Here is a 24,586-nt window from a genome sequence, read left to right on the forward strand (position 1 = left end):
AAATAAGTAGCTGTATCTATTTGAATTAACCAAGTTAAGATGAGGGGGATTTAGATGTCTAATTTTACTTTTTTAAATAAGAAATGGACAACGTTAGCAAAGTTAGGTAGCCAAGCAGAAAATTATATACATACAGATAATAACGCATCAATGTTAAAGATGCGTATGTTTGGAGAGCAAATAATTGATCATATACTTACAGCTTTGAAAGTTGAAATACCTAAATTTGCAACTCAAGATGATAAAATTAAGCTTTTAAGAGCTACAGGTATTAATGGAGCTATTCCGGACCTTTTTGACATAGTAAGACGTTATGGCAATAAGGCTAACCATGAAGGGTATGAAAATAAAAAGGATGCTTTAGAGTGTTTAGTTTCTATGTATAAGGTAGCAGCATGGTTTTATATTAAAGTAACAAAGGATACTTCAATAAAACCATTAACATATAAGATACCAAAACCAGTTACAACTAAAGTTTCAGTATATAATATTGAAGATTATGCTAAGGAAAAGGAAGATATTAAGGAAGAGCATACTAAGGAAGTAAAGGCCGTTGAGGAAGAAACAAAAACAGCAGTTGTAACTGAAGACGATAAAGTTGTGGAAAAAGAAGTTGAAGTTAGCTTAGACCTTAATGAAGCTGAAACTAGAAAGAAGCTAATAGATATAATGCTTAAGGATGCTGGATGGGATGTTAACAATACTGAATTTGTTAAATTAGAGCTTCCTCTAGAAAACCATAAAGAAGCAGGTAAAAAAGGTTTTGCTGATTATGTACTGTTTAATAAAAAAGGCAAACCAGTTGCAGTTGTTGAGGCTAAAAAATCGTCAGTTGATCCTATTATAGGTCGCCAGCAGGCAGTTGAGTATGCTAATACTATTGAAAGAGACTATAAAGTTAGACCTATAGTTTTCTATACTAACGGTTATGAAATATATATGTGGGATGATATGTATAGCCAGCCAAGACAGATTTGGGGATTCTATACTTTAGAAGATTTAGAAGAGTTATTCTTTAAGCATAAGTATAAGAAGAATTTAAATAAAGTTGAAATAGATAAAAATATTGCAGGCAGACCGTATCAAATAGAAGGTATTAAAAGAGTATATGAAAGATATTCTAATGGTCATAGAAAAGCTCTTTTAGTAATGGCAACAGGAACAGGAAAGACAAGAACGGTTATAGCACTTACTAAAGGTATGATGGAAGCAAACTGGGCTAAGCGAGTTTTATTCTTAGCAGATAGAGATGAACTTGTTAGGCAAGCTAAGGAGGACAAGAATAGTTTCAAAACTTTTATGCCGGAACAAATATCCTGCAGATTTACCGGTAAAAACTCAGAAAATAGAGAAGCTACTCTTTATTTTTCAACATACCAAACTATGATTAATTATTACAGCAAGTTTAGTGTAGGTTTCTTTGATCTTGTTATTTGTGATGAGTCTCATAGAAGTATATATAAGACCTATAGAGATATATTAGAATACTTTGATGCTCATATTATAGGACTTACAGCAACACCTGTAGACTTTATAGAAAGAAATACTTTTGATTTATTTAATTGTGAGACTCAAGATCCAACTTTTAATTTTTCTGTAGATCAGGCTTGGAGCCATATACCACCATATCTTATTGAGCCAAGAGTAATTGATGCTACAACTGACTTTTTAAGAAAAGGGATAAAGTATAGTCAAATGACAGAAGAGCAAAGAAGACAGGTAGATGAAGAAGGCTATGATGGTGAAGTTTTTGAGTTTGATAAAGATGCTCTGGAAAAGCAAATAACCAATAAGGATACCAATAGATATATATTAAAAACCTTGATGGATAATGGGATTAAGGTTGGAGATCACTTGGGTAAGACAATCATATTTGCAAAAAATAAAAATCATGCCAATCTTTTAGATTCTTTATTTAATGAAATGTATCCTCAATATAAAGGAAAGATGACTGCCGTTATTTATTCAGGTATTAAGGATAAAGAAATACTTATAGAGAACTTCAAAAATGAAGAATTCCCTAGAATAGCAATATCAGTAGATTTATTAGATACAGGAATAGATGTACCTGAGATAGTTAACCTGGTATTTGCAAAGCCTATTTATTCAAAGGTTAAGTTCTGGCAAATGATAGGTAGAGGAACTAGAAGATGTGATGATTTGTTTGGAGATGACGTAGATAAAAAAGAATTTGCTATCTTTGATTGCTACAAGAACTTTGAATTCTTTGAGATGAATTCAAAAGGATTTGTACCAAGTCCTCAAAAAACCTCTATGCAGGTTAGATTTGAACTTATGTGCAAGCTTTTAGAAGTTTATAAGTCAAAAAACAAAGTGGATATATGTAATGCTTTTATAGAAAAGCTGAAAGTAGATATAGATGAACTTCCATCAGAGAGTATTGAAATAAAGAAGAATAGAAAGAAGATAGAGCAAGTTAAAAAAGAGGAATACTGGAGTCATTTGAGTGAAGATTTCATTAAGAAGCTGAAATTAGAGATAGCTCCACTGATACAATGGATTGAAGCAAAGGACAATCAAGATGCTATCTTATTTGATAACTCAATTTATAGAATACTTCAATACTTTGCGACCAATGATAAGGATTCATTAGTTAGAGAAATCAATGCCACAATGGAGAAGCTGGCAAGATTAAAAACAAATATAAATCAGTTTGATGGTAAGAGAGAACTTATAAAATCACTATTAGAACCTTCAGGATGGGATAATCTTAGTTATGAAAAGCTAGAGCAAATAAGAATAGACTTAAGAGATTTAATGAAACATAAGGGATCTACAGCAGGGCATTTTGTAGTGATTGATATAAAAGATACTGGAGCTGTAGTAAAAGAAATAAGTGCTGGTTCTGTACTTTATGGTGCTAATATGGAACCTTATGAAAAAAGAGTAAGAACAGCTATCGAAGATAGATTAAAGGACCAGCTAGTAATTCATAAAATTAGAAAAGGGGAAAAGCTTTCTCAAACTGAGATTGATGGTATCTATTCAATATTTGGAGATGATTTTGTTTATAGTATAGATGAGCTTTCAAGTAAAACAGATATAGATAAAGAAGATATAGTTGGTATAATAAGAAAGTTTGTTGGTGTTGATGAGGCAGAATTAAATAAAAGGTTTGAAGAGTTCATTCAAAAGCATCATAATAAGATGAGTGCAACACAGATTAAGACTTTAGAAATAATTAAGAATGATATTGCCAAGAATAAAGGAATATCCTTTGCAGCATTATTTGCAGCTCCATATACATCCTTTAATCCAAATGGAGTTGATGGCATATTTGGAAGAATGGCTGATGAGGTATTTGATTTGATAGCACCATTCAAAGTAAGTGTTATATCTTAAATGTAGAGGGGAACTGAAGAAATGTTAAATGCAGAAATTAAGAGCAAAATTGATAAACTATGGAACAACTTTTGGTCAGGGGGAATATCTAACCCTCTGACTGTAATAGAGCAAATATCATATCTTCTATTTATAAAGAGATTAGATGATATAGATAATGCTAATGAAAAGAGAGCGAATAGAATAGGTAGAACACATAAATCATTATTTATGGAATTAACTGAAAAGTTAAAAGAAGATGGGAAATTTGAAGCAGATTTTAGCTGGGAACTATTAAAGTGGAGCCAATTTAAGCATTTAGAAGTAGAAAAAATGTTTGATGTTGTGTCACAAAAGGTATTTCCATTTATTAAATCTATGGGAGGAGAAGAATCAAGCTTTACAGCAGAAATGAAGGATGCTGTATTTATGATACCAAAGCCTTCCTTACTTCAGGAGTCAGTTAGACTTATAGATGGAATAAACATGGATGATGCAGATACAAAAGGTGACTTATATGAGTATTTATTATCAAAGCTTGCTACATCAGGAGTAAATGGACAGTTTAGAACTCCAAGACACATTATAAGAATGATGGTTGAGCTTATGGACCCATCAGCTGAAGATAAAATATGCGACCCAGCATGTGGTACGGCGGGCTTCTTAATTAATTCATTAGAATATATACTTGAAAAATACACAAGACCAGAAAGTGTGTTTACTGATGAGGAAGGAAATCTTCATAACAGAATTGGAGATATGATGAGCAATGAGGAATGGGAGCATTTTAGAACAAAAATGTTCTATGGCTTTGATTTTGACCCATCAATGGTTAGAATAGCTTCAATGAACCTTATGCTTCACAGCTTAGATAATCCTAATGTTAGACAAATGGATTCATTGTCAAAGAGGTATGAAGAAGAAAATAAGTATACTCTAGTACTCGCTAATCCTCCTTTCAAGGGAAGCATAGATGAGGGAGATATAAATCCAACCCTTGCAAAAGGAGCTAAAACAACTAAGACTGAATTATTATTTATGAAGCTTATAAATAGAATATTAGACTTAGGAGGAAGATGTGCTGTTATAGTACCTGATGGAGTTTTGTTTGGATCGACTAAGGCACATAAGGATATAAGACAAAGCTTAGTAGAAGAAAATGCATTGGAAGGGGTAATATCTATGCCTTCAGGAGTGTTTAAACCATATGCAGGAGTATCTACAGCTATACTTATATTCACTAAAGGTGGAGAAACAAACAAAGTATGGTTCTACGATATGCAAAGCGATGGATACTCACTAGATGACAAGAGAAATAAGCTCGATAATGATGGAGACATTCCAGATATAATTGAAAAATGGAGAGCTATAAAGAAGGATAACTCAATGGAGCCTACTAAAGAAGATAAGTGGTTCTGGGTAGAAAAAGAAGATATAGCTGGTAACGACTATGACCTTTCTATAAATAAGTATAAGGAAATAGAATATGAAGAAGTTGTGTATGATGCACCAAGTGTTATTTTGGAAAGAATAGAGGCCTTAGAGGAGGAGATTTCTAAGGGACTTTCGGAATTAAAAGGAATGCTTGAGGTGTAGAAATGAAAAAATTACTAAATGAAATTTGTAAACCTAAGCAGTGGAAGACTATATCCACAAGCGATTTGTTAAAAGAGGGATATTCAGTTTATGGAGCAAATGGTGTAATAGGATTTTATAATGAATATACACATAAGGAACCTACATTAATGATAACTTGTAGAGGTGCTACATGTGGAACGCTTAATATTTCTAAGCCATTTTCATATATAAATGGGAACGCAATGGCATTAGATGATTTAGACAAAGATGTTGATATGAAGTTCTTATATTATTATCTTAGTAATAGGGGGTTAAGAGATACAATATCAGGTTCTGCACAACCTCAAATAACAAGAATAGGATTATCTAAAGTTGAGATAGAATACCCTAATATTGAGATTCAATTAAAAATTGTCGATGTATTGGATAAGGCACAAGGATTAATTGATAAGAGAAAAAAACAATTAATTGCATTAGAGCAATTAGTTAAATCGAGGTTTATCGATATGTTTGGGAATCCTGCTACCAATTCAAAAGGATGGGTAGTTGAAGAACTTTCAGAGTGTTTAATTAATATTGAAAATGGAAAAAGTTTTGTATGTGAGAACTTTAGTAGAGAAGGCGAATATCCAGCTATATTAAAATTAAGTGCTGTAACATATGGAACTTATGATTCTTCTGAGAATAAGGCATTAACAGGTGAAGATTTATTTGTTGGAAGCGTTGAAGTGAAAAATGGAGATTTATTATTTACAAGAAAAAATACTCCAGAATTAGTAGGAATGAGTGCTTATGTTTATGAAACTTCTCCTAAATTAATGATGCCGGACTTAATATTCAGACTTAATACAAATAAAAAGTGTAATAAGGTCTACCTGTGGAAGCTAATTAATCATGATTTTTTTAGAGAAAATATTAAAGCATTATCTAACGGCTCTGCGAAGTCTATGTCTAATATATCAAAGGAAAGATTAATGAAATTAAATATTCCACTACCGCCAATAGAACTTCAAAAGCAATTTGCAGATTTCGTAAAGCAAGTCAACAAATTGAAATTTGAAATGGAAGAGAGTTTAAAAGAGTTAGAGAATAACTTTAATTCACTAATGCAGAGAGCATTTAAGGGAGAATTATTCAATTAATAGTTTAATAAATGGGGATTAAGGGGGGAATATATATGGCTATACCAAAGGTATTTATATCATATGCTCATGATACGGAACAATTTGCAGATAAGATATTAGAGTTTTCAAATACCTTAAGAAGGCATAACATAGACGCAAATATTGATCAATATGAGGAGAGTCCACCAGAAGGATGGCCAAGATGGATGGATAATCAAATTGAGAATTCAGAGTATGTACTTATAGTATGTACACAGTTGTACTATGATAAGGTAATGAATTTTAAATCAGGAGAAGGAAAAGGTGTAAATTGGGAGTTAAATATTATATATCAACATTTATATGAATCATGTTGTAACAACACGAAGTTTATACCAATAGTATTTAATGATTATGGTACAACAAAGATATTAAAGCCGCTACAAAATTCAACATATTATTATGTAGACAGAGAAAAGGATTTTAAAAAGCTATGCAATAGACTAAAAGGTATAAAGAATACTATAAAGCCACCACTTGGCCAGGTAGAGGAGAATATATTACAACCAAAAGAAAGAAAAAATATGTTTGTTACGTCGATGATTGACATAAAGGTTTGGGATAAAGCTAAGTGGAGTGGTGTAGCATATATGTTTGATCCAGAAAATGAATCTCCGCCTTTAATGGCGTTGCTGTACAAAGATAAAGAAAGTGCAAGTAAGATATTTGAAGATTGGAAAAAGCTTTGTGGTGAAGATGTATTTAAAGATATAGAAATCTCTATCATTGAAAAAAAGAATGTTGGTATTGCAGATGGGTATTTTGTACACATAACCACTAATATGGATGAATGTATAAAAAGATCAGAAAAACAAGGGTTTTTAATGGACGAAACATTGTATACAGTGATCTCAAGATATCAATATATGGATATCGATATGTTTAGAAATAATCTAGCTATATTTAAAAAGCAATTAGAAAGACAAAAAGAATTTTATATTGCACCGGCTGTAGTATGCAATGAGAATAAAACAATTACAATGGACAACATAGAAATCGGAACACATCTAAAAATTAAGATGAATAATATTAAGTTTATGAATTTTGATGATATAACTGAAAATGATATTGAATATTCAGTTGTTGCAATGCCAAATTATAAATTTTAAGTATTATAAATTATAATGGGAGATGGTATGGTATGGGGAGAAAAATATTTGTATCATATAAATATGCTGATAATAGTGTTAAAATGGTAAATGGTAAGTATGATACTAAAGTAAGAGATTATGTAGATATATTACAGGAAAAAATAGGGGAGGATCATATAAACAAAGGTGAAAAAGATGGGGAAGATTTAAGTGATTTTAAAGAAAGTACAATTGCATCTAAACTACGTGATAAGATATATGACAGTAGTGTAACTATAGTTTTAATTTCAAAAAATATGAAAGACTATTTTGCACTAGAAGAAGACCAATGGATACCTTGGGAAATATCTTATTCATTAAAAGAACATACTAGAAATGGAAGAACAAGTTCTACTAATGCAATATTAGCAGTAGTTCTTCCTGATGAATATGGAAGTTACAGTTACTATATTGAGGACAATAGCTGTGGAACTTGCACATGTAGAATGCTAAATACACCAATATTGTTTAAAATTTTACAAAAGAATATGTTTAATCAAAAGAATAAAACTCAGAAAGAATGCAGTACTAAAACGGTATATACTGGTTATTCATCTTATATTTATAGTGTTAAGTGGGATGATTTTATTGAAGATGTTAACAAATATATAGATATTGCAGTTGAAATAAATGAAAATATAGACGATTATGAAATATTTAAACTAAATAAATAGCGTAAAGGAGGTTGTGTTAATTGGATAAGAAAATCAAACATCTAGAAATGATTCAGGAAATTATAAAAAGAATGGCTTCAAATTCATTCTTGCTAAAAGGTTGGTCAATAACATTAGTAGCTGCTATTTTTGCGCTTGCAGCTAAAGATAGTAATCAGAAATTTTTTCTTATAACATATATTCCTTTAATAATTTTTTGGATGTTAGATACGTATTATTTACAACAAGAGCGAAGATACAGAAATTTATATGATAAAGTTAGAAATTTGGAAGATGAAGAGATTGACTTTTCAATGAAAATAACAAGTGATTTGTTATCGGATAAGACCACGTATGTCAAGTGCTTTTTATCAATATCAGAATGTATATTCTATTTACCAACAGTAATTTTAGTTGGAATAGTAATTAGTTTTATATAAAATATATCAGCTTCTTATAATATTTATATGAAGCTTTGGTTAATAATATAATCTTTAAATTAATAGGTATATAAATTAAAAAGTAGTTGCATTCTTGTTTAATTATAGTATAATAATATTAACAAGTAAAATAATCAATTTAATTAAATGTTTTTGGATGTATATTAATTTTTATGAAAATAAATAATATAAATGCAGGCTCACTAGCTGAGGAAATCGTAATGGCCGATTCGGGCACTCCCCTGTTAAAAAAATAATCGTGAACGGTAGCCATTGGTAAAAACTCCTTAACGGGAGTTTTTATTTCGTTTAAGGAGAAAATATGGATATAACCAATATACAAAAGTGCGCTAGCTTTTATAAAACAGAATATATGGAGAAATTTTATATAATAACGACTTTTTATGGAAATGGTTTTGTGTTGGTTGCTGAAAAAGGCAATTTTCCTCATTTGATGGGTATTAATAAAGCAGTATATAAATCAAATGGTTACAGGAATCCAAACAGGCTATATGAAGATATAATAAGTGGTATAAGAGTATCAAATAAAATAATACCTAATAATATTGCTACTACTTCAAAAATGTATAAGAAAGCTTTAAATTTTATGAAGTCTACAGATATATTCTGGCATAATGCAGGCCCACTAGCTGTTAATTACAATGAGACTTTGAGTTCAACTAAATTAAGTAATGTTTCGTTATTGTTAGTAGATATAAAATTAGGTTACATGACTGGTTGGATTGAAAACACAGATATATTATTAAATGCTGAAAGTAAATTAAAAAAGTATTGTTTTTGTACATGGATTGACGAAAGTAGTGGGACTCAATTACAAAAAGAAAAGTACATGCCTTCCCAAAATATAGAGATTATTAAAAATGTTTTAGCATTTGATAAAGATTCAAAATTAGTTCAACAGAAGACATATTCGTATACTAGAGATCAAAAGAAAGAAATTTTACTATCTGTTGAACGTAATGGGAGTAACTTATTGTTAGATAGTATAAACGAAAGATATTATAAGGAGATTGCGATAGAGGAAACAATTCATTGTAAAATTAATGGAATTACATATTAGAATAAGACTAAATAGATAAGTTAAAATTTTTACATTGTTTGATATTTAGAATTTTATATCTACGAGTTGTAAAAAAGAGAATTATTTGCAACTTATCTTATATTTATATTGGAAATCTCATTAATAGAAAAGAGACTTCAAAATCTATGTTATAGTGATTCTAAGATGATTCTATTAACTTTCAAATACCTTAATCATCTCAAATAATAGAAGTAAAATAAATAATAAAAGCCTCAATAACAAGCAGTTATTAAGGCAAGATAAACTTCAATAGTAGAGTGGGAATAAAAGATAAAATCTATATAAAGCTTTGTAAATCAATATAATAGTGGAGTAAAACCAAGTTCGATTAATAGGGAAGCGTGAGAGTGCCTTAAATCATGTATTCGGATTTGTTTTACTCCACTTTTTTATATGCTTTTTCTATAAATGATATGTTGCAGAGCTTGTGAATGTTTATTTTGAAGAAATAGAATCAAAGTATTTTGATGAGAAAAAAATATATGATAATATTGAAAAATACACCATAATTTGTTACTATTAATATGATTTAGCAGGGGCGATATTATGAGTAAAATTATAAAAAAAATCATATATTGTTTATCAATATTCATATGTAGTATTATAAGTTTGATAACATTTTCCGCAAGTATATGTTCATTTAAGTCTAATAACAAATACATAGGAATAATGATGATTATGGTTACATTCGGCTTGGTATATATTATATATTCCTGTATAAGATATATGGAACAACTAACTAGTAAGGCGAATAATCCTTATTTAAGTGATGAGGACTTAGCTAAAATTGAATCAGGATAGTTGATAACTATACAAACAAATGAATTTATATACAAACCTAATGAAATATGCCATTATGGTTCAAAAGCTCAGAGAATAATTACTAAAAATGAAGTTGTTGTCTATCAAAGCAGGTCATCAGAAGTAAATTATAGAGGTGGTTCAGAAGCAATAAGAACAAATGTAAATTGTTTTACTAATGGTAGCTTATTTATAACTAATAAAAGGGTATTGTTTATTTCCCTTGAAAACGGATTTGAAATACCTTTAAAAAAATTAACAGCAATTCAGATTGTGAAGGATAAGATTGTGAAGAATCACATTGTGAAGAATGGGTTAACATTTCAAGCATATGATAAAGATTATTTAATTATATTGGAAAAACAAGAATACCCTTATAAAATAGTTAATATATTAGTTGAGTAGAATATAGGTTTAAGCACTCTTGAATGGAGTGCTTTTATTATTATCTAAAAGTAATGTTAGATAATAAAAGAGAATATTGAAAAATTATGTATAATTTGTTATTATTAGAATAATATAACTGGAGGTGTGGTTGCATGAAAAAAATATTAAGCACTATTTTTATTGTAATATTCATGATAACAATGAGTGGATGTGGAACAGGAAATTCTACACAAACAACTTCTAAAAATAATGCAGAGGAAAAAGCTCAAGCAAGTAAAAATGAAGCTAAAAAAGAAGAACCTAAATTTCAATCCATTAAAAAAGATACTATAAATAAAATAGAGAATTATTGTGAATTTAAAATAACTAATACTAAATTTGGAAAGAGAATTAATCCACCTAACCCAAGAGATATGTATACTTATTATGAAGCTAAAGAGCCTGGGACAATCTATCTTGACACCACAATAGACATAAAAAGTCTTTTGACAGAAGGAAGAAGATCTAGTGAATTTTTATCAGTTAAGGTGATTTATGATAATAAATATGAGTATAAAACATTCTCTACAATAGAGGAAAAAGGTGGTACAGATTTTACTTATACAAACATAACATCAATAGAACCGCTGAAAAAGGGAATAATTCATTTCATAGCTGAAGTTCCTGAAGAAGTTCAAAAAGATAATAAACCATTGATGGTTGTTATAAATTTAAATAACAAAGAATTTAGCTATACTATTAGATAATATAAGCTTATTTTATAATACAAGTGATAGAGCACTTACTTTAATGTAGGTGCTTTTATTATTGTTAAAAGTAATGAATAAATATAGTTAATAGTGGTATATGGATTACTAATAATTTAAATACTTCATATGGTAATAAATCCATGGTTAACATGATAAAGATGCAAAATATTGTGGATATGATAGTTACATTTGATATAATTATACTTATATGGCATAAACGCTAGTATAAGTTTTGGATATCAATAATATGGAGGAGTTATATGGATAAGATTTTAATTGTAGAAGATGATAAAGACATTAGAGATATATTAAGAATTTATCTTGAAGGTGAATTCTTCGAAATATGGGAAGCGGAAAATGGTAAGGAAGCTTTTGAGATTCTTGAAAATAAAAAGCCAGATTTAGTTATTTTGGACTTAATGCTGCCAGATATAGATGGGCTAAATATTTGTAAAAATATACGCACTAAGTATAACTATCCTATAATAATGATCACTGCAAAAACAGCAGATCAAGATAAAATAATAGGACTTACTTATGGTGCAGATGATTATATTACTAAACCGTTTAATCCTTTAGAAGTTTTAGCAAGAGTTAAAGCACAGCTTAGACGATATAAGCAATATGGTGAAGACATAAGGGATGATAATACTATATATTATAAAGGGTTAATATTAGAGAGGAAGAGTAGGCAGGTTAATTTAAATAATAAAGAACTTAAATTAACACCTACAGAATTTAATCTTCTTGAAATATTATTATTAAATAAAGGACAAGTCTTAAGTGGAGAAAAATTGTTTCATTTATTGTGGGAGCATGAGTATTATTCGAAATCTACAAATACAATAACAGTTCATGTTCGAAATTTAAGAGAAAAGATGAAAGATTCTTTTGAGCATCCAGAATATATTAAAACTGTTTGGGGGGTAGGGTATATAATTGAAGCGTAAGAAATGGAAATGGAATTATTATATTTTATCATTTTGTGTGTTTATAGGGTTAATGTTATTTATTGATAATAAATTGGAAGGAACTGTAGCAGAGTATTTTGAAAGAACAATGTTATTTGACAGAGAAAAGGTGTTGTTTTGTGGAAGTATGGAGATTACCAGGGGAACCTTTTATTGGCCACGACTTAGAGGAATATTGACCGATATGGCTATTGGAGGTTTTGTTCTTTTAGAGATTGTTGTTTATTGGACATCAAGATACTCACAAAATAAAGAACAAAAAAGGATAATAAATGAGTTAGAGCAAAGAATATCTTTGCTAACCAAAGGAGAGATACCTGAAAAAGTTCAAGAACTAAAACTAATTGATTCTCAAATAAATAAAATTATAAGCGAGAATGAACTTGTAAAGCAGGAGATGTTAATGGAGATGAGCAAGAAAAATGATCTTGTAACTTATTTAGCGCACGATTTAAAGACTCCATTAACAAGTATTATTGGTTATCTTACAATTTTGGAGGAATCTGAGGTTCCAGAGAATGTGAGGCAGAGCTATATAAAAAAACTTTTAGAAAAATCCTATCGTCTTGAGGATCTAACCAATCAGTTTTTTGATATCACTCGCTTTAATCTTCAAGAAATTCCTTTGAACAAAAGTTCATTGGATGCAAAATTTTTCTTAGAACAGTTGACTGAAGAACTATATCCTTTACTTATGAAGAAAAGCTTAAAGTTTGATATAAATCTGCCTGATGGTATGATGATTTATGTAGATGGTCAATTATTTGCTCGAGTGTTAAACAATTTATTAAAGAATGCTATAGCATATAGTCATAAGGATTCTATTATAAAAATAAATGGGACAATAGAAGAAAATAGTATAAAATTATTTATAGAAAATGATGGGGATGTAATAAGTGAGCAGGAATTAAAACTTATATTTGAAAAGTTTTATCGAAGAGATCAGTCAAGAAGCCAAGCCGCTGGATCAGGACTTGGTTTGGCAATTGCCAGAGAAATTGTACAAAAGCATCAGGGTTCAATAGACGCGGAAAGCAAGAATGGACATACTGTATTTATTATTACTCTGCCTAATTCTTAATAAAATCTTTATAAACACTAAATAAATTATGAATAAACCTTTCTTTTATCTTAGTTATACTGAGGATAAAAGAAAGGTTTTTTGTTGTCTTGATAAGGAGGAAAAAGATATGAAATTATTTGTTCATAATATTTCTAAGAAATTTAAAGATTTAAAGGCTGTTGATGATGTAAATATTGAGTTTACTCCAGGAATTTGGGGATTTTTAGGGCCAAATGGTGCAGGAAAAACCACATTGATGAGAATGATGGTTGGAAATATGAAGCCTAGTAAGGGAAAAATAATGTTAGATGGTGTGAGTATTGATGAACTAGGGGATGCCTATTTGGATAAAATAGGGTACTTACCTCAGCAATTTGGATATGATAAAAACCAATCAGTTGAGGATTTTCTCAATTATATTGGAGCATTAAAAGGCATTGATAAGAAATTAAGAAATGAACGAATCGGTGAATTATTAAATCAATTTAATTTATCAGAAGTTAGGCAGAAGAATATTGATAAGCTTTCAGGAGGTATGAAGCGTAGAGTTGGGATATGTCAAGCTATGCTAAATAATCCTGAGATTTTAATTGTAGATGAGCCTACTGCTGGGCTAGATATTGAAGAGAGGAGAAAATTCCGTCAATATTTAGCTAAAATAAGCAAAGAAAAAATTGTTATTTTGTCTACACATATTGTTTCAGATATTGAGTTTATTGCTAATTATCTTGTACTTATGGAAAAAGGTAAAGTGATTGCAGCAGGAGAAAGCCATTCTTTAATTGGAACACTTGGAGGTAATGTATTTGAGACAATTGTTGAAGAAAATGATGTGGTGAGGCTAGAAAATGAATATAGAATTATGAATTTCCGTAATGAAGGTGGTGGTCGGGTTACAATTCGTTATGTTGCAGATACTCCATTGGCAGATAGTAAAGTAGTTTCACCTTCTCTTAATGACTTTTATCTTTCAAAGGTGAAGGAGGTATAAAAGTGGATGTATTTTTTCAAGAATTAAAAAGACAGTTTAGGTTTAAAAGGCTAACCACATATGTTCTAATTTCAATTACGTTGGCAGTACTATGGACACGGTTTATCGTAGGGGGAGCTGTTGAAAATTTTATGCAGACAGGATGTTACAAAGGTTATAAAGGTAAAGCAGCAATAGAAGTGGCAGCTAAGGATAGAAACGTTACCGCAGGAGAAATGACTGAAGATAAATTTCAAAGAGGTTGTGATGTGTTTCTCAATTCATTAAAGGGTGACGATGAAGAAGATATTGTGATGAACAAAGACTTATTGCAATATGCTATCTATGCTGACGCATTGGTTACGCAAGAGATTGAATTGAGAGAGGTAAGGGGGGAATCTACAAAAAATATTTTGCATATTCCTAAGGATGCAGGAAGACATTTTTATGAAAATGAAGACTTATATTATCGTAATTATATTGATAAGAAAGCACATAATGAAAGTGAAAAGATATTGGCTTTGTCAATGTGGAATAAGGTGAAAAAACCTTACACCTATTATAGTGGATTCAAACAATGGGGAGAAGGAATTGAACATATACAATTATTTTCTTTTGTGATTTTAATTATGGTGGGGATTTTTGCAGGTTCAATGATAGTAAAGGACAAAGAAAGCGGAATAGATGAAATTATAACTACTACAGTGAGGGGTAGGAAAAGTCTCACTGTAGCAAAGATTGTTATACCTTGGATTATGGCGTTTATTATATATCTTTGTGGAGTTGGTGTTTATGTTGTGATGCTGAAACAGCTATTGCCTGTGGATGCTTTAAACACATCAATGCAGATTGTTAATCTAAGTTTTCTTCCTTATAACATAGGTGAATTACTTAGAAAACTGTTTGTTTGGGGATTAATTGGGGTTTTAACTATAGCAAGTTTTTCTACTTGGATTTCGTCTATATGCGAAAAATCATCAAAAGCAATGGGAATTTCAATATTAGCAGTATTAGGAACATTTCTGTTTGCTTTATTTATTGATATGCATTCTTCTATTGTAGATGTAATTAGAATATTGTTACCAGGGGGAATAGTATTTTCATACCCTAGATTTACAAAATTTCCAATCATAACGGTTTTGGGAAAAGCTTTTTGGATACCGTTGATTTCACTCGCAGCAAGCGGAATTATATTTTTATTTAGTACAGTATTCACTGTTATAAACTATATAAGGAGATAAAGAGATGATATATCAGGAATTAAAACGTCGACTTTTTACTAAATTTCTTCTTTTTTCAATAATAGGCATATTCGTTATAACAGTTGGTTTAAGCGCAATACTGTTAGGCGGGGAGAAAAGTCTACCTGAAGTGCTGAAAGAAGAGGCTATTTATTCTGGCGAAATGACAGAAAGTAAATTATGGCTTGGGCTTAGCAAGGTAAGAGATGAAAAATCAGAAGAAATAAGATATGCAACCCTTGTATCTTTTATATATGGTTTAATTAGCAGTTATCCGGGGGTGTTGTATACTGAAGGCAGAGTTAAAGACTTTCCAGATGCTTATGGGAAAGATTTTTATGAGTGCTGGAGAAAAAAATCTATGGCCCTTATAGAAAAAATTCCTCAAAAGTATCATGGAAAAGCATTGACAGAACTGAATAAAGTAAAAACACCTTTTATTAAATATCCAGGTAGTTATTATTGGAGCATAGCACTTGACAATCTGCAGATTATTTATGTAGTAATTCTCTTTATGGTAACATTTTTTGCAGCATCCACCTATTCTGATAGTATAGAAGATGGAAGTATGGAAATTATCTATGCAACAAAGTTTGGCAAAAAGATGATGGGTGTTCGCCTTATACCAGTCATAATATATGGTTTGTTATTAACTTTGGTTGCAACATTTGGCACAATGTTAATATTAGGTTCAGCTACAGGTTTTCAGGCTTTGAAGAGCAGCTTCAAAGTGATTACACTATTTTCTATAGGAAACTTCACATTAAGAGATGGAATAATTCTAATGTTTATAAGTGAAATTTTAGGAGTGTTGGCTTTAACCACAATTATGGGGTGGATATCTTATAAGGCGGGAAAGACAACCTTAGCTATAGCAATAGGAATTGGGATGAATATTTTCTATATTATTACGGCTTTCTTTGTCAAAATACCATTTAGATTCTTTCAACTTATATTAAATGCTCTTCCAATGGCATCATCACAGGTGATATATGAGATACCTGGATTTCGTTTTGACATGTGGCTTTGGAGACCATATGCTATTATGCTAGATATGGTTTTAATGTTTATTGTATTTGGCATGCTGCTTAGTCATGCGGTTTGCAGAGATGAAATATAATGAAAGAATTTTAATATAGCTTTTGTTTTTTCAAAAATATCTTTTAAATAATTTATTATTTAAAAGATATTTTTTATTACTGTAGTTTCCTTTTTATAATTGTAAAAGATATGTTTTTACAGTGATATAGAAGTTGTGATGGATGGTAATTATAAGTCGAATGATGTAAATTTAGTACGAACGATTTTTATAGAAATATGCAGTTGAAAAGAGGGTATTTGCATTTCGATGAAGAATACAAGTAATTGACAATATTAATTAAAATGTGATACAAACTTATAAAAAAGTTTAAAAAATTCATTGAAGGAATAATGTAGTAAATATGAAAATCTATATGACTTTTATATATTTCATGTCATGTAATGACAAGATAGAGTTATTTTTATAGGTATACAGATTGGATAGTTTTACTAAGAGACAATATGCTAAAAACCTTCCTGTGGTATTTTGATTTACGTGGTGTACTTCTATTTATGCTACAGTAGAGGAAAATATAAAGGCCTAACAGCTTAAAGGTTAGGTTATCAATGTTTGTGAATATGGAAGACATTGATTTAAAAATTAATAAGAAAAGAGGTAAGGTAATATGGCAATTAGTTTACAGAAAGGTCAAAAAGTAGATTTAACTAAAACTAATCCAGGACTTAAAAAAGTTATTGTTGGTTTAGGCTGGGATACAAACAAGTATGATGGAGGTCATGATTTTGATTTAGATGCAGCTGCGTTTTGTCTTGGTGAAAATGGAAAAGTAACTGTTGAGACAGATTTTGTATTTTATAATAATGCTAAACATCCATCTCAAGCGGTTATTCATTTAGGTGATAATTTAACAGGGGCTGGAGACGGTGATGATGAACAGATTAAAGTTGATCTTACATCTGTACCAGCTAATATACACAAGATAGATTTCACTGTAACTATTCATGAAGCAGAATCAAGAAAGCAAAATTTTGGACAAGTTTCGAATTCGTTTATAAGAATCTATGATGAGGAATCTGGAAAAGAGTTAATAAGATATGATCTTGGAGAAGATTTTAGCATTGAAACAGCTGTAATAGTTGGTGAGCTTTACAGGAATGGGTCTGAATGGAAGTTCAATGCTATTGGAAGTGGATTTCAAGGTGGACTTGCAGCACTTTGCGGTAACTTTGGGATAAACATATAGATTAAAAAATGACATATAAATCTTAACTAGGAACATTTATATATTTTAGATATTTATTAAATTAAAGCATAATAGGGGGATAATGATATATATGGCAATTAGTTTACAGAAAGGTCAAAAGGTTGATTTAACAAAAGGAAATGCAAGTTTAGTTAAAGTTGGTGTAGGGCTTGGCTGGGATACAAATAAATATGATGGTTCATATGCATTTGATTTAGATGCAGCTGCATTTTTACTAGGTGAAAATGGAAAAGTATTAAATGATGAAGACTTTGTATTTTACAATAACTTAATACATAATTCAGGAGCTGTTGAGCATATGGGAGATAACCTTACAGGGGATGGAGATGGGGATGATGAACAAATAAAAGTAGATCTATCTTTGATTCCATCAAATATTAGTAAAGTAGCATTTACTGTTACAATTCATGAGGCAGAGGAAAGAAGACAAAATTTTGGACAAGTTTCAAATGCGTTTATAAGGATTTTTAAAGAAGAAACAGGAGAAGAGTTAATAAGATATGATCTTGGAGAAGATTTTAGTGTTGAAACTGCTGTGGTTGTAGGTGAATTGTACAGACATAAAAGTGAATGGAAGTTTAATGCCATAGGAAGTGGTTTTAAAGGTGGCTTAAGAGCGTTATGTTTAAATTTTGGCATTAATGTTTAATGAAAAACCGGGGAAAAGAAATGGAGGCAAGAAAATGAGTGTAAATTTACAAAAAGGACAAAGAGTAGATCTTGCAAAAAGTGGAGATAGTTTATCAAAAATAGTAGTTGGGCTTGGCTGGGACCCAGTGAAAGAAAGTAAAAGTAAAAGTAGTGGAATGTTTGGTGGATTATTTGGAGGAAGAGAAGCAGATATAGATTGTGATGCTTCCGCATTATTGCTAGGTGAAAATGGTAAGCTTATAGGACCAAACTATGTTGTATTTTATAATAATCCATGTAGTGATTGCAAAAGTGTATGGTCATCAGGTGATAATCTAACTGGTGGTGGAGACGGCGACGATGAACAAATATTTGTTGAATTATCAAAAGTTCCTGCTGAAGTTCATAAAATACTATTTACAGTTACAATATATGATTGTATATCAAGAAAACAGCAATTTGGAATGATTGAGAATGCTTTTATAAGAGTATTCAATCCTGCTAACAATCAAGAACTTATAAAGTATAATCTTTCTGAAAACTATTCAGGAAAGACTGGCCTTTTAGTGGGAGAGATATATAGATATAAAGGTGGATGGAAATTTGCAGCAATAGGCGAGGGAACAAATGACACTAGTATAGTAGATGTATGTAATAAATATCTATAATATCACTAAAACTTAATTAATATAGAGTTTGATAGTACTGTTCCATAAAGTTCATTTTAAAAGTAAAACTTAAAATTTTGTCAGGCCTCATTTATAATGATTTGCATGTTTCCATTTATGATGCGAAATCTAAATGAGGTTTTCGTCTCAAATGATATGTACAAAGCTGAATTAATTAATAAAGAAAATACAATTATATTTTATATGAGTCTAAATAGTAATTAAATTTGAAGTTTATTTTAAAAACAAAGCAGGAATATTTATAGAATAATCTAAACATAGAAAGTAGGTGCATAATTTGTCTATTTCTATACAGAAGGGTGAAAAAATAGATATTCTAAAGATAGTGAAAGAAATTAATGAAATCTATATAATAATTGACTATAAAGTGGATAATGAGGGTGAGTATGATATTGATGGAGCCGCATTTATACTTAGCACTAATGGTAAGGTGAAATCTGAAAAAGATTTTATATTTTATAATAATCCAGTTGGAGGAAATGGCTCAATAAGACATAGTAGAAATATATCATCATCAAATAGTGGAAAAGAAAGAATCAGTATAAAGTTGTCATCAGTACCTATAGATATTGATAAAGTATCATTTACAATAACAATACATGATGCTGAAAAAAGGAGGCAAAACTTTGGTAATGTAAACTATGTTTCAATTAAGGTATTTAATGCCCAAAATGATGAAGAGTTAATAAGATATGATATGAGCGGTTACCTAACTGTTGAAACTGCAATAGTTGCTGCAGAATTGTATCGAAGAAATGGAAGCTGGAAGTTTGGAGCAGTAGGTAGTGGATTTGTGGGAGGATTAGCAGCATTATGCCATAAATTTGGAGTAGAGGTATTAGAAAAAGATATGAATAACCCTAAGTCCATAAATAGAGATGAGTATAGTACTAAAAGAAAAGAAGAAAAGATATTTCCGAAGGTAGAAACACATGGTAATAGATCAGGTGAAACTAAAATTAATAAGAGTAAAATAGAGTTGAAGAAAAAAGGGGACACTGTTAAGCTGGAAAAGAAGAGTGGACAGACACTAGGAGACATTGTGGTGAATTTAAATTGGAATCAGCAGAAGATAAAAACATCGGGATTGTTGGGAGGTTTAGTTAGTGCTCAAAAGATAGACCTTGATTTAGGTTGTTTATTTGAGTTAAAGAATGGTAGAAAAGGTGTCGTTCAGGCTCTTGGTAATGCTTTTGGAAGTTATACAACCCCACCATATATATTTCTTGATAAAGATGATAGAAGTGGTTCTGTGGTGGAAGGTGAAAATTTAATGATAAATGGAAAGTTTCTATCAAAAATGAAAAGGATACTTATTTTTGCTTATATCTATAAAGGAGTGTCTAATTGGGAACAGGTAGATGGAGTTGTTACAATTAAACAGAAAGATAGTTCGGAAATAGTTGTACCATTAGATGATGATAGAAGAAATAAAAGAATGTGTGGAATTGCTATGGTTACTAATGAAAATGATGTAGCCTTTAAAATAGAGAGAGTAGTTCAATATTATTCTGGACATGTTGAATTAGATAGAGCTTATAGATGGAATATGAAGTGGACTTTAGGAAGTAAGTAGAGTGAAAAATTTAGGAAGGTGTACAATAATGAAATACTTTAATGTAAAGATAAAAGATGTTCTTAAAGAGTTTCAGGTAGATGACTCTAAAGGACTATCTGATATAGAGGTTAAAAAAAGAATAGAGAAATATGGATATAATGAATTTACAAAACAAGAAGAGGGGTCAATATGGGAGGACATATTAGACAGTATAAAAGAGCCAATGATGATTATTCTTTTAGTAGCTGCTGCAATAAGTGCTCTTATTGGCGAGATACATGATGCAATAGGAATAGTTTGTGCTGTATCAATAGGTATTGCTATTGGAATGGTAACTGAAGGAAAGTCAAAGAAAGCTGCTGAAGCGCTTTCAAAGATGACTGATAATATACAAGTTAAGGTTTTAAGAAATGAGCACATTGTTCAAATAAATAAGAATGAAATTGTGCCAGGAGATATTGTATTTGTAGAAACTGGTGATATGGTCCCAGCAGATGGAAGATTAATTGAAAGCATTGATTTAAAAGTCCGTGAGGATATGCTAACAGGCGAGTCAGAAGAAGTAGCAAAGGACGCTGAAGCTATTGTTGAAATGGAGTCTTTAAATGTAAAGGGTGAAATGAAAATACAGGATCCTAGTCCTGCAAAACAAATAAATATGGTATTTGGAGGTACCCTTATTGCCTATGGAAGAGGTACCTTTGTTGTTACAGTAACAGGTGACTCTTCAGAAATGGGCAAAATCGCACAGAATTTGGATAAAGGTGATTTGGAAACTCCTCTTCAAATAAAATTGGGAGACTTAGGAGGAAAAATCTCTAAAGTATCAAGTATTATTGCATTGGGATTGTTCTTAATTATGTTTACAAAACTTGTTATGGCAAAAACCTTGCATATTGATACATCAGGAATAATTCCATTCCTTAATTCAATAGATCCTGTTAAGCGAGCGTTTATAGTATGTATAGCTTTAATTGTTGCTGCAGTTCCTGAGGGACTACCTACTATGATTAATATAACTCTTGCAATCACTATGCAAAAAATGGCTAAGATAAATGCGTTGGTAACTAAAAAAGAAGCTTGTGAGACTATAGGTTCTGTAAGTGTTATATGTTCTGACAAGACAGGTACTTTAACTCAGAACAGAATGTCTGTTGAAGCTGTTTATATAGATGGTAGTTATGTTAATGAAGATGAAGCTGAGCATAAAAGTTACTTTGTTGAAAATTGCTTAATAAATTCTACTGCTCATTTAGAAGTAAAGGATGATGAAATCAGTTATTTGGGAAGTGCAACGGAATGTGCTCTTTTACTTCATCATCGTGATCATGATTATATGAAAAATAGAAATAGTGCTAAAATACTTCATCAAGTGCCGTTTAATTCAAAGAATAAAAAAATGATTACTGTTATGCATTGTAATGATAATGCTTGTACAATACTTATAAAAGGAGCCCCAGAAGTTATTCTTAAAGGATGTCATTATGAAAATATAGAAGATAATACTGTAAGGATAACAGACAAAAGAAGAAATGAAATACTAGCAGAGATAGAAAAGCTTCAGAAGAAGTCAATGCGTGTTCTTGGTTTTGCATATAAGACTGTTATGGAAGAAGTAGCTATGACCACTGAGGCTGGAGTAATGGAAAATGGACTTGTATTTACAGGTTTTGTAGGGATAAAGGACCCACTTAGAGTGGATGTTAAAGATGCAGTTGAAACAGCAGCTAAGGCTGGAGTAGAAACAAAGATGTTGACAGGAGACAACATTAATACAGCAATATCCATAGGTGAAGAATTAGGCTTACTTAATGATGAAAAAAGAGCTGTAGAAGCAACGTACATAGATACATTATCAGATGAAGAATTAAGAGAAGAAATTAAAAGCATTGCTATAGTTGCACGTTCAAAACCAGATACAAAAATGAGAATTGTTCAAGCTCTTCAAGATAATGGAGAGGTAATTGCTGTTACTGGTGATGGTATAAATGATGCACCTGCACTTTCTAAGGCTGATGTTGGAATAGCAATGGGAATAGCGGGTACAGAAGTTAGTAAGAATTCAGCAGATATAATACTAACAGACGATAGCTTTAGTACCATCGTTCAAGGAATAAAATGGGGACGTGGTATATATGAAAACTTCCAAAGATTTATACAGTTTCAGATTACTGTTAATATAGTAGCATTTTTAATTGCCATACTGTCAGTTTTATTTAATTTTGATATGCCATTTACAACTATTCAGTTGCTTTGGGTTAATATTATAATGGATGGACCTCCAGCTTTATCATTAGGATTGGAGACAGTAAGAGAAGTTGTTTTAAAGAAGAAGCCGGTTAATAGAAATGCAAGCATAATAACTAAGAGTATGATTACAAGCATGATTTTAAATGCGCTATATATGACTGGAATAATTGTAGTTCAAATGTCCTTAAATCCATTAGGTGCATCAACTAAGATAGTGGATGGTTCAAGCGAAATGAAGACTGTATTATTTGCTTTATTTGCATTCGGATCTTTATTTAACGCATTTAACTGTAGAGAATTTGGAACAGATAGTATTATTCCTAACTTTACAAAAAATAAAATTGCACTTCAGATAATCACTGGAACTGCTTTGGTTCAACTTATAATAACTCAAGTATTTTCAGGATTTTTCAATGCTGTACCATTAAGCTTTGGTATGTGGATTAAGGTAATTGCAGTATCTTCATTAGTAATTGTTATAAATGAAATAGTAAAGGCTATACTTAGAAAGTTTACAAATTCTAATAAGTCAGTAGATGACAATGAAAAAGTAGCTGCTTAGTTAAAGTATAACAAAAGTAACTGTTAAATAATTTAATGCTCTATAGAAAAGAGAAAATGCATTTTAAAAGTGAGACCAGTATAAAATATAATGGTCTCACTTTTAAATAATATAACATTGTGCAGAGTTGTTAATTTAAATAGAATAATAGTATTTAATGTAACTGCATAATATGTACGACTATATAAAGAAAATGTTAAGAAATTAGTTGAAGTATATTCTCTAGAAATTCATCACTTGACAGAATACCTTGTTCTTTTGTGTAATATATATTTTTATGATTCTTTAAGTTATCCTTATAACGATTTTTCAATTCTCCATGAGAAGGTATTATTCCATGTGTGGAGTTATTGAGTAAAGGCAAATCTAAATAGGAATCTCCGGCAGCAATAAGTTTATCTTCATTTTCAATTTCCATAATATATTTAATTGGAGACCACTTATTAATGAAATTTGGAATCATATATACTTTTTTAGTATTTCTAGTGACTAAATAGCCTTCTCTATTGGCAATTAAAATTAGTTTCTCAAAATCCTCAGAGGTTATTAGGTAGCTTTTTAAAACAGCATATAAAAATGAATTGTCACAGCATCTATATGAGTTTACATACTCACTATCTAAAAAGAATCTGCATTTATGGATTAATTCTATAGGAGGAATAAGGTTTTTCATTTGTGATAGTATATAATTTTGCCAGTGTAAATCTACTAGTCCATTTTTCAATATTATAGCTCCATTAGCTACTACTGCATATTTTAAAGGAATGCTATTATTAAAAATAGAAATTCTTTTAAACTGTTCTGTGGTTCTGGTAGTTGTTGGGATAAATAATATTTTTTTGTTTATAATATTTAATAATTTTAAAGATTTTTCAGTCATATGGGAAATCTGTTTTTCAGCTTTTGATTCTACTAATACAGTATTTGTAATATCTGGTTTTAAAAAAAAGTTTGAATATATAAGTGTTCTATCTAAATCTGAGGCAAAAATCATCTATAAT

Annotated in this window: 21 protein-coding genes; 20 read left to right on the forward strand and 1 reads right to left on the reverse strand. The window is 30.4% G+C overall.

All coding sequences use genetic code 11. The annotated features are described in order from the left end of the window. Positions 1-54: 54 nt before the first annotated feature. The 20 genes from T514_RS0122240 (at position 55) to T514_RS0122340 (ending at position 23,585) form a co-directional block, all read left to right on the forward strand. Positions 55-3,363 (forward strand): DEAD/DEAH box helicase family protein, encoded by a 3,309-nt coding sequence (locus T514_RS0122240; RefSeq protein ID WP_027626708.1) that lies wholly within the window; start codon positions 55-57, stop codon positions 3,361-3,363. A 21-nt stretch (positions 3,364-3,384) separates the two neighbouring features. After that, positions 3,385-4,938: a class I SAM-dependent DNA methyltransferase gene (locus T514_RS0122245; protein WP_027626709.1), complete on the forward strand. Its 1,554-nt coding sequence runs from the start codon at positions 3,385-3,387 to the stop codon at positions 4,936-4,938. A gap of 2 nt (positions 4,939-4,940) precedes the next feature. Further along, positions 4,941-6,062 (forward strand): restriction endonuclease subunit S, encoded by a 1,122-nt coding sequence (locus tag T514_RS25415; RefSeq protein ID WP_051542262.1) that lies wholly within the window; start codon positions 4,941-4,943, stop codon positions 6,060-6,062. A 35-nt stretch (positions 6,063-6,097) separates the two neighbouring features. Continuing rightward, entirely contained in the window at positions 6,098-7,192 is a 1,095-nt protein-coding gene (locus T514_RS0122255) for a toll/interleukin-1 receptor domain-containing protein (RefSeq protein ID WP_027626710.1), read from the forward strand. 32 nt (positions 7,193-7,224) lie between these two features. Further along, entirely contained in the window at positions 7,225-7,887 is a 663-nt protein-coding gene (locus T514_RS0122260) for a TIR domain-containing protein (RefSeq protein ID WP_027626711.1), read from the forward strand. A 20-nt stretch (positions 7,888-7,907) separates the two neighbouring features. Continuing rightward, positions 7,908-8,306: a hypothetical protein gene (locus T514_RS0122265; protein WP_027626712.1), complete on the forward strand. Its 399-nt coding sequence runs from the start codon at positions 7,908-7,910 to the stop codon at positions 8,304-8,306. A 322-nt stretch (positions 8,307-8,628) separates the two neighbouring features. Next, positions 8,629-9,387, forward strand: a complete 759-nt coding sequence (locus T514_RS0122275) for a PBECR4 domain-containing protein (protein WP_027626713.1) — start codon at positions 8,629-8,631, stop codon at positions 9,385-9,387. Between the two features lie 567 nt (positions 9,388-9,954). Continuing rightward, a complete protein-coding gene (locus tag T514_RS0122280; RefSeq protein ID WP_027626714.1) occupies positions 9,955-10,209 on the forward strand; it encodes a hypothetical protein in 255 nt (84 codons plus the stop codon). Continuing rightward, positions 10,210-10,614: a hypothetical protein gene (locus T514_RS0122285; RefSeq protein WP_027626715.1), complete on the forward strand. Its 405-nt coding sequence runs from the start codon at positions 10,210-10,212 to the stop codon at positions 10,612-10,614. It begins immediately after the preceding gene. A 134-nt stretch (positions 10,615-10,748) separates the two neighbouring features. After that, the gene (locus T514_RS0122290) at positions 10,749-11,342 is read left to right on the forward strand and encodes a hypothetical protein (protein ID WP_027626716.1); all 594 of its coding nucleotides are present in this window, start codon (positions 10,749-10,751) and stop codon (positions 11,340-11,342) included. A gap of 263 nt (positions 11,343-11,605) precedes the next feature. Beyond that, positions 11,606-12,295 (forward strand): response regulator transcription factor, encoded by a 690-nt coding sequence (locus T514_RS0122295; protein WP_027626717.1) that lies wholly within the window; start codon positions 11,606-11,608, stop codon positions 12,293-12,295. Then, positions 12,285-13,397: a sensor histidine kinase gene (locus T514_RS0122300; protein ID WP_027626718.1), complete on the forward strand. Its 1,113-nt coding sequence runs from the start codon at positions 12,285-12,287 to the stop codon at positions 13,395-13,397. The genes T514_RS0122295 and T514_RS0122300 overlap by 11 nt, the downstream gene beginning before the upstream one ends. Before the next feature lie 109 nt (positions 13,398-13,506). Continuing rightward, positions 13,507-14,370, forward strand: coding sequence for an ABC transporter ATP-binding protein (locus T514_RS0122305; protein ID WP_027626719.1), 864 nt, complete (start codon positions 13,507-13,509; stop codon positions 14,368-14,370). Between the two features lie 2 nt (positions 14,371-14,372). Continuing rightward, the gene (locus tag T514_RS0122310; protein ID WP_027626720.1) at positions 14,373-15,590 is read left to right on the forward strand and encodes an ABC transporter permease; all 1,218 of its coding nucleotides are present in this window, start codon (positions 14,373-14,375) and stop codon (positions 15,588-15,590) included. A gap of 4 nt (positions 15,591-15,594) precedes the next feature. After that, positions 15,595-16,710 carry a hypothetical protein gene (locus T514_RS0122315; protein ID WP_027626721.1) on the forward strand — a complete coding sequence of 372 codons (1,116 nt, stop codon included), beginning with the start codon at positions 15,595-15,597 and terminating at the stop codon, positions 16,708-16,710. Between the two features lie 586 nt (positions 16,711-17,296). Further along, on the forward strand, positions 17,297-17,875 hold the full coding sequence (locus T514_RS0122320) for a TerD family protein (RefSeq protein WP_027626722.1): 579 nt from the start codon (positions 17,297-17,299) through the stop codon (positions 17,873-17,875). A 91-nt stretch (positions 17,876-17,966) separates the two neighbouring features. Continuing rightward, positions 17,967-18,545 carry a TerD family protein gene (locus T514_RS0122325; protein WP_027626723.1) on the forward strand — a complete coding sequence of 193 codons (579 nt, stop codon included), beginning with the start codon at positions 17,967-17,969 and terminating at the stop codon, positions 18,543-18,545. A gap of 34 nt (positions 18,546-18,579) precedes the next feature. Then, positions 18,580-19,194 (forward strand): TerD family protein, encoded by a 615-nt coding sequence (locus T514_RS0122330; protein ID WP_027626724.1) that lies wholly within the window; start codon positions 18,580-18,582, stop codon positions 19,192-19,194. A 298-nt stretch (positions 19,195-19,492) separates the two neighbouring features. Next, entirely contained in the window at positions 19,493-20,791 is a 1,299-nt protein-coding gene (locus T514_RS0122335) for a TerD family protein (RefSeq protein ID WP_027626725.1), read from the forward strand. A gap of 28 nt (positions 20,792-20,819) precedes the next feature. Continuing rightward, positions 20,820-23,585, forward strand: coding sequence for a calcium-translocating P-type ATPase, PMCA-type (locus T514_RS0122340; protein ID WP_027626726.1), 2,766 nt, complete (start codon positions 20,820-20,822; stop codon positions 23,583-23,585). Between the two features lie 196 nt (positions 23,586-23,781). On the opposite strand, the gene T514_RS0122345 is transcribed toward T514_RS0122340, so the two are convergent. After that, positions 23,782-24,579, reverse strand: coding sequence for an HAD family hydrolase (locus T514_RS0122345; protein WP_027626727.1), 798 nt, complete (start codon positions 24,577-24,579; stop codon positions 23,782-23,784). Positions 24,580-24,586 lie beyond the last annotated feature (7 nt).

It is taken from the genome of Clostridium lundense DSM 17049 (assembly GCF_000619945.1).
Lineage (GTDB): Bacteria > Bacillota > Clostridia > Clostridiales > Clostridiaceae > Clostridium_AO > Clostridium_AO lundense.

Excerpts from the sequence above, each read along its gene's own strand:
- T514_RS0122320 (WP_027626722.1), top strand. The coding sequence starts at position 17,297 with ATGGCAATTAGTTTACAGAAAGGTCAAAAAGTAGATTTAACTAAAACT.
- T514_RS0122340 (WP_027626726.1), top strand. The coding sequence starts at position 20,820 with ATGAAATACTTTAATGTAAAGATAAAAGATGTTCTTAAAGAGTTTCAG.
- T514_RS0122305 (WP_027626719.1), top strand. The coding sequence starts at position 13,507 with ATGAAATTATTTGTTCATAATATTTCTAAGAAATTTAAAGATTTAAAG.
- T514_RS0122330 (WP_027626724.1), top strand. The coding sequence starts at position 18,580 with ATGAGTGTAAATTTACAAAAAGGACAAAGAGTAGATCTTGCAAAAAGT.
- T514_RS0122295 (WP_027626717.1), top strand. The coding sequence starts at position 11,606 with ATGGATAAGATTTTAATTGTAGAAGATGATAAAGACATTAGAGATATA.
- T514_RS0122280 (WP_027626714.1), top strand. The coding sequence starts at position 9,955 with ATGAGTAAAATTATAAAAAAAATCATATATTGTTTATCAATATTCATA.
- T514_RS0122345 (WP_027626727.1), bottom strand. The coding sequence starts at position 24,579 with ATGATTTTTGCCTCAGATTTAGATAGAACACTTATATATTCAAACTTT.
- T514_RS0122255 (WP_027626710.1), top strand. The coding sequence starts at position 6,098 with ATGGCTATACCAAAGGTATTTATATCATATGCTCATGATACGGAACAA.
- T514_RS25415 (WP_051542262.1), top strand. The coding sequence starts at position 4,941 with ATGAAAAAATTACTAAATGAAATTTGTAAACCTAAGCAGTGGAAGACT.
- T514_RS0122275 (WP_027626713.1), top strand. The coding sequence starts at position 8,629 with ATGGATATAACCAATATACAAAAGTGCGCTAGCTTTTATAAAACAGAA.
- T514_RS0122245 (WP_027626709.1), top strand. The coding sequence starts at position 3,385 with ATGTTAAATGCAGAAATTAAGAGCAAAATTGATAAACTATGGAACAAC.
- T514_RS0122240 (WP_027626708.1), top strand. The coding sequence starts at position 55 with ATGTCTAATTTTACTTTTTTAAATAAGAAATGGACAACGTTAGCAAAG.
- T514_RS0122290 (WP_027626716.1), top strand. The coding sequence starts at position 10,749 with ATGAAAAAAATATTAAGCACTATTTTTATTGTAATATTCATGATAACA.
- T514_RS0122325 (WP_027626723.1), top strand. The coding sequence starts at position 17,967 with ATGGCAATTAGTTTACAGAAAGGTCAAAAGGTTGATTTAACAAAAGGA.
- T514_RS0122315 (WP_027626721.1), top strand. The coding sequence starts at position 15,595 with ATGATATATCAGGAATTAAAACGTCGACTTTTTACTAAATTTCTTCTT.
- T514_RS0122260 (WP_027626711.1), top strand. The coding sequence starts at position 7,225 with ATGGGGAGAAAAATATTTGTATCATATAAATATGCTGATAATAGTGTT.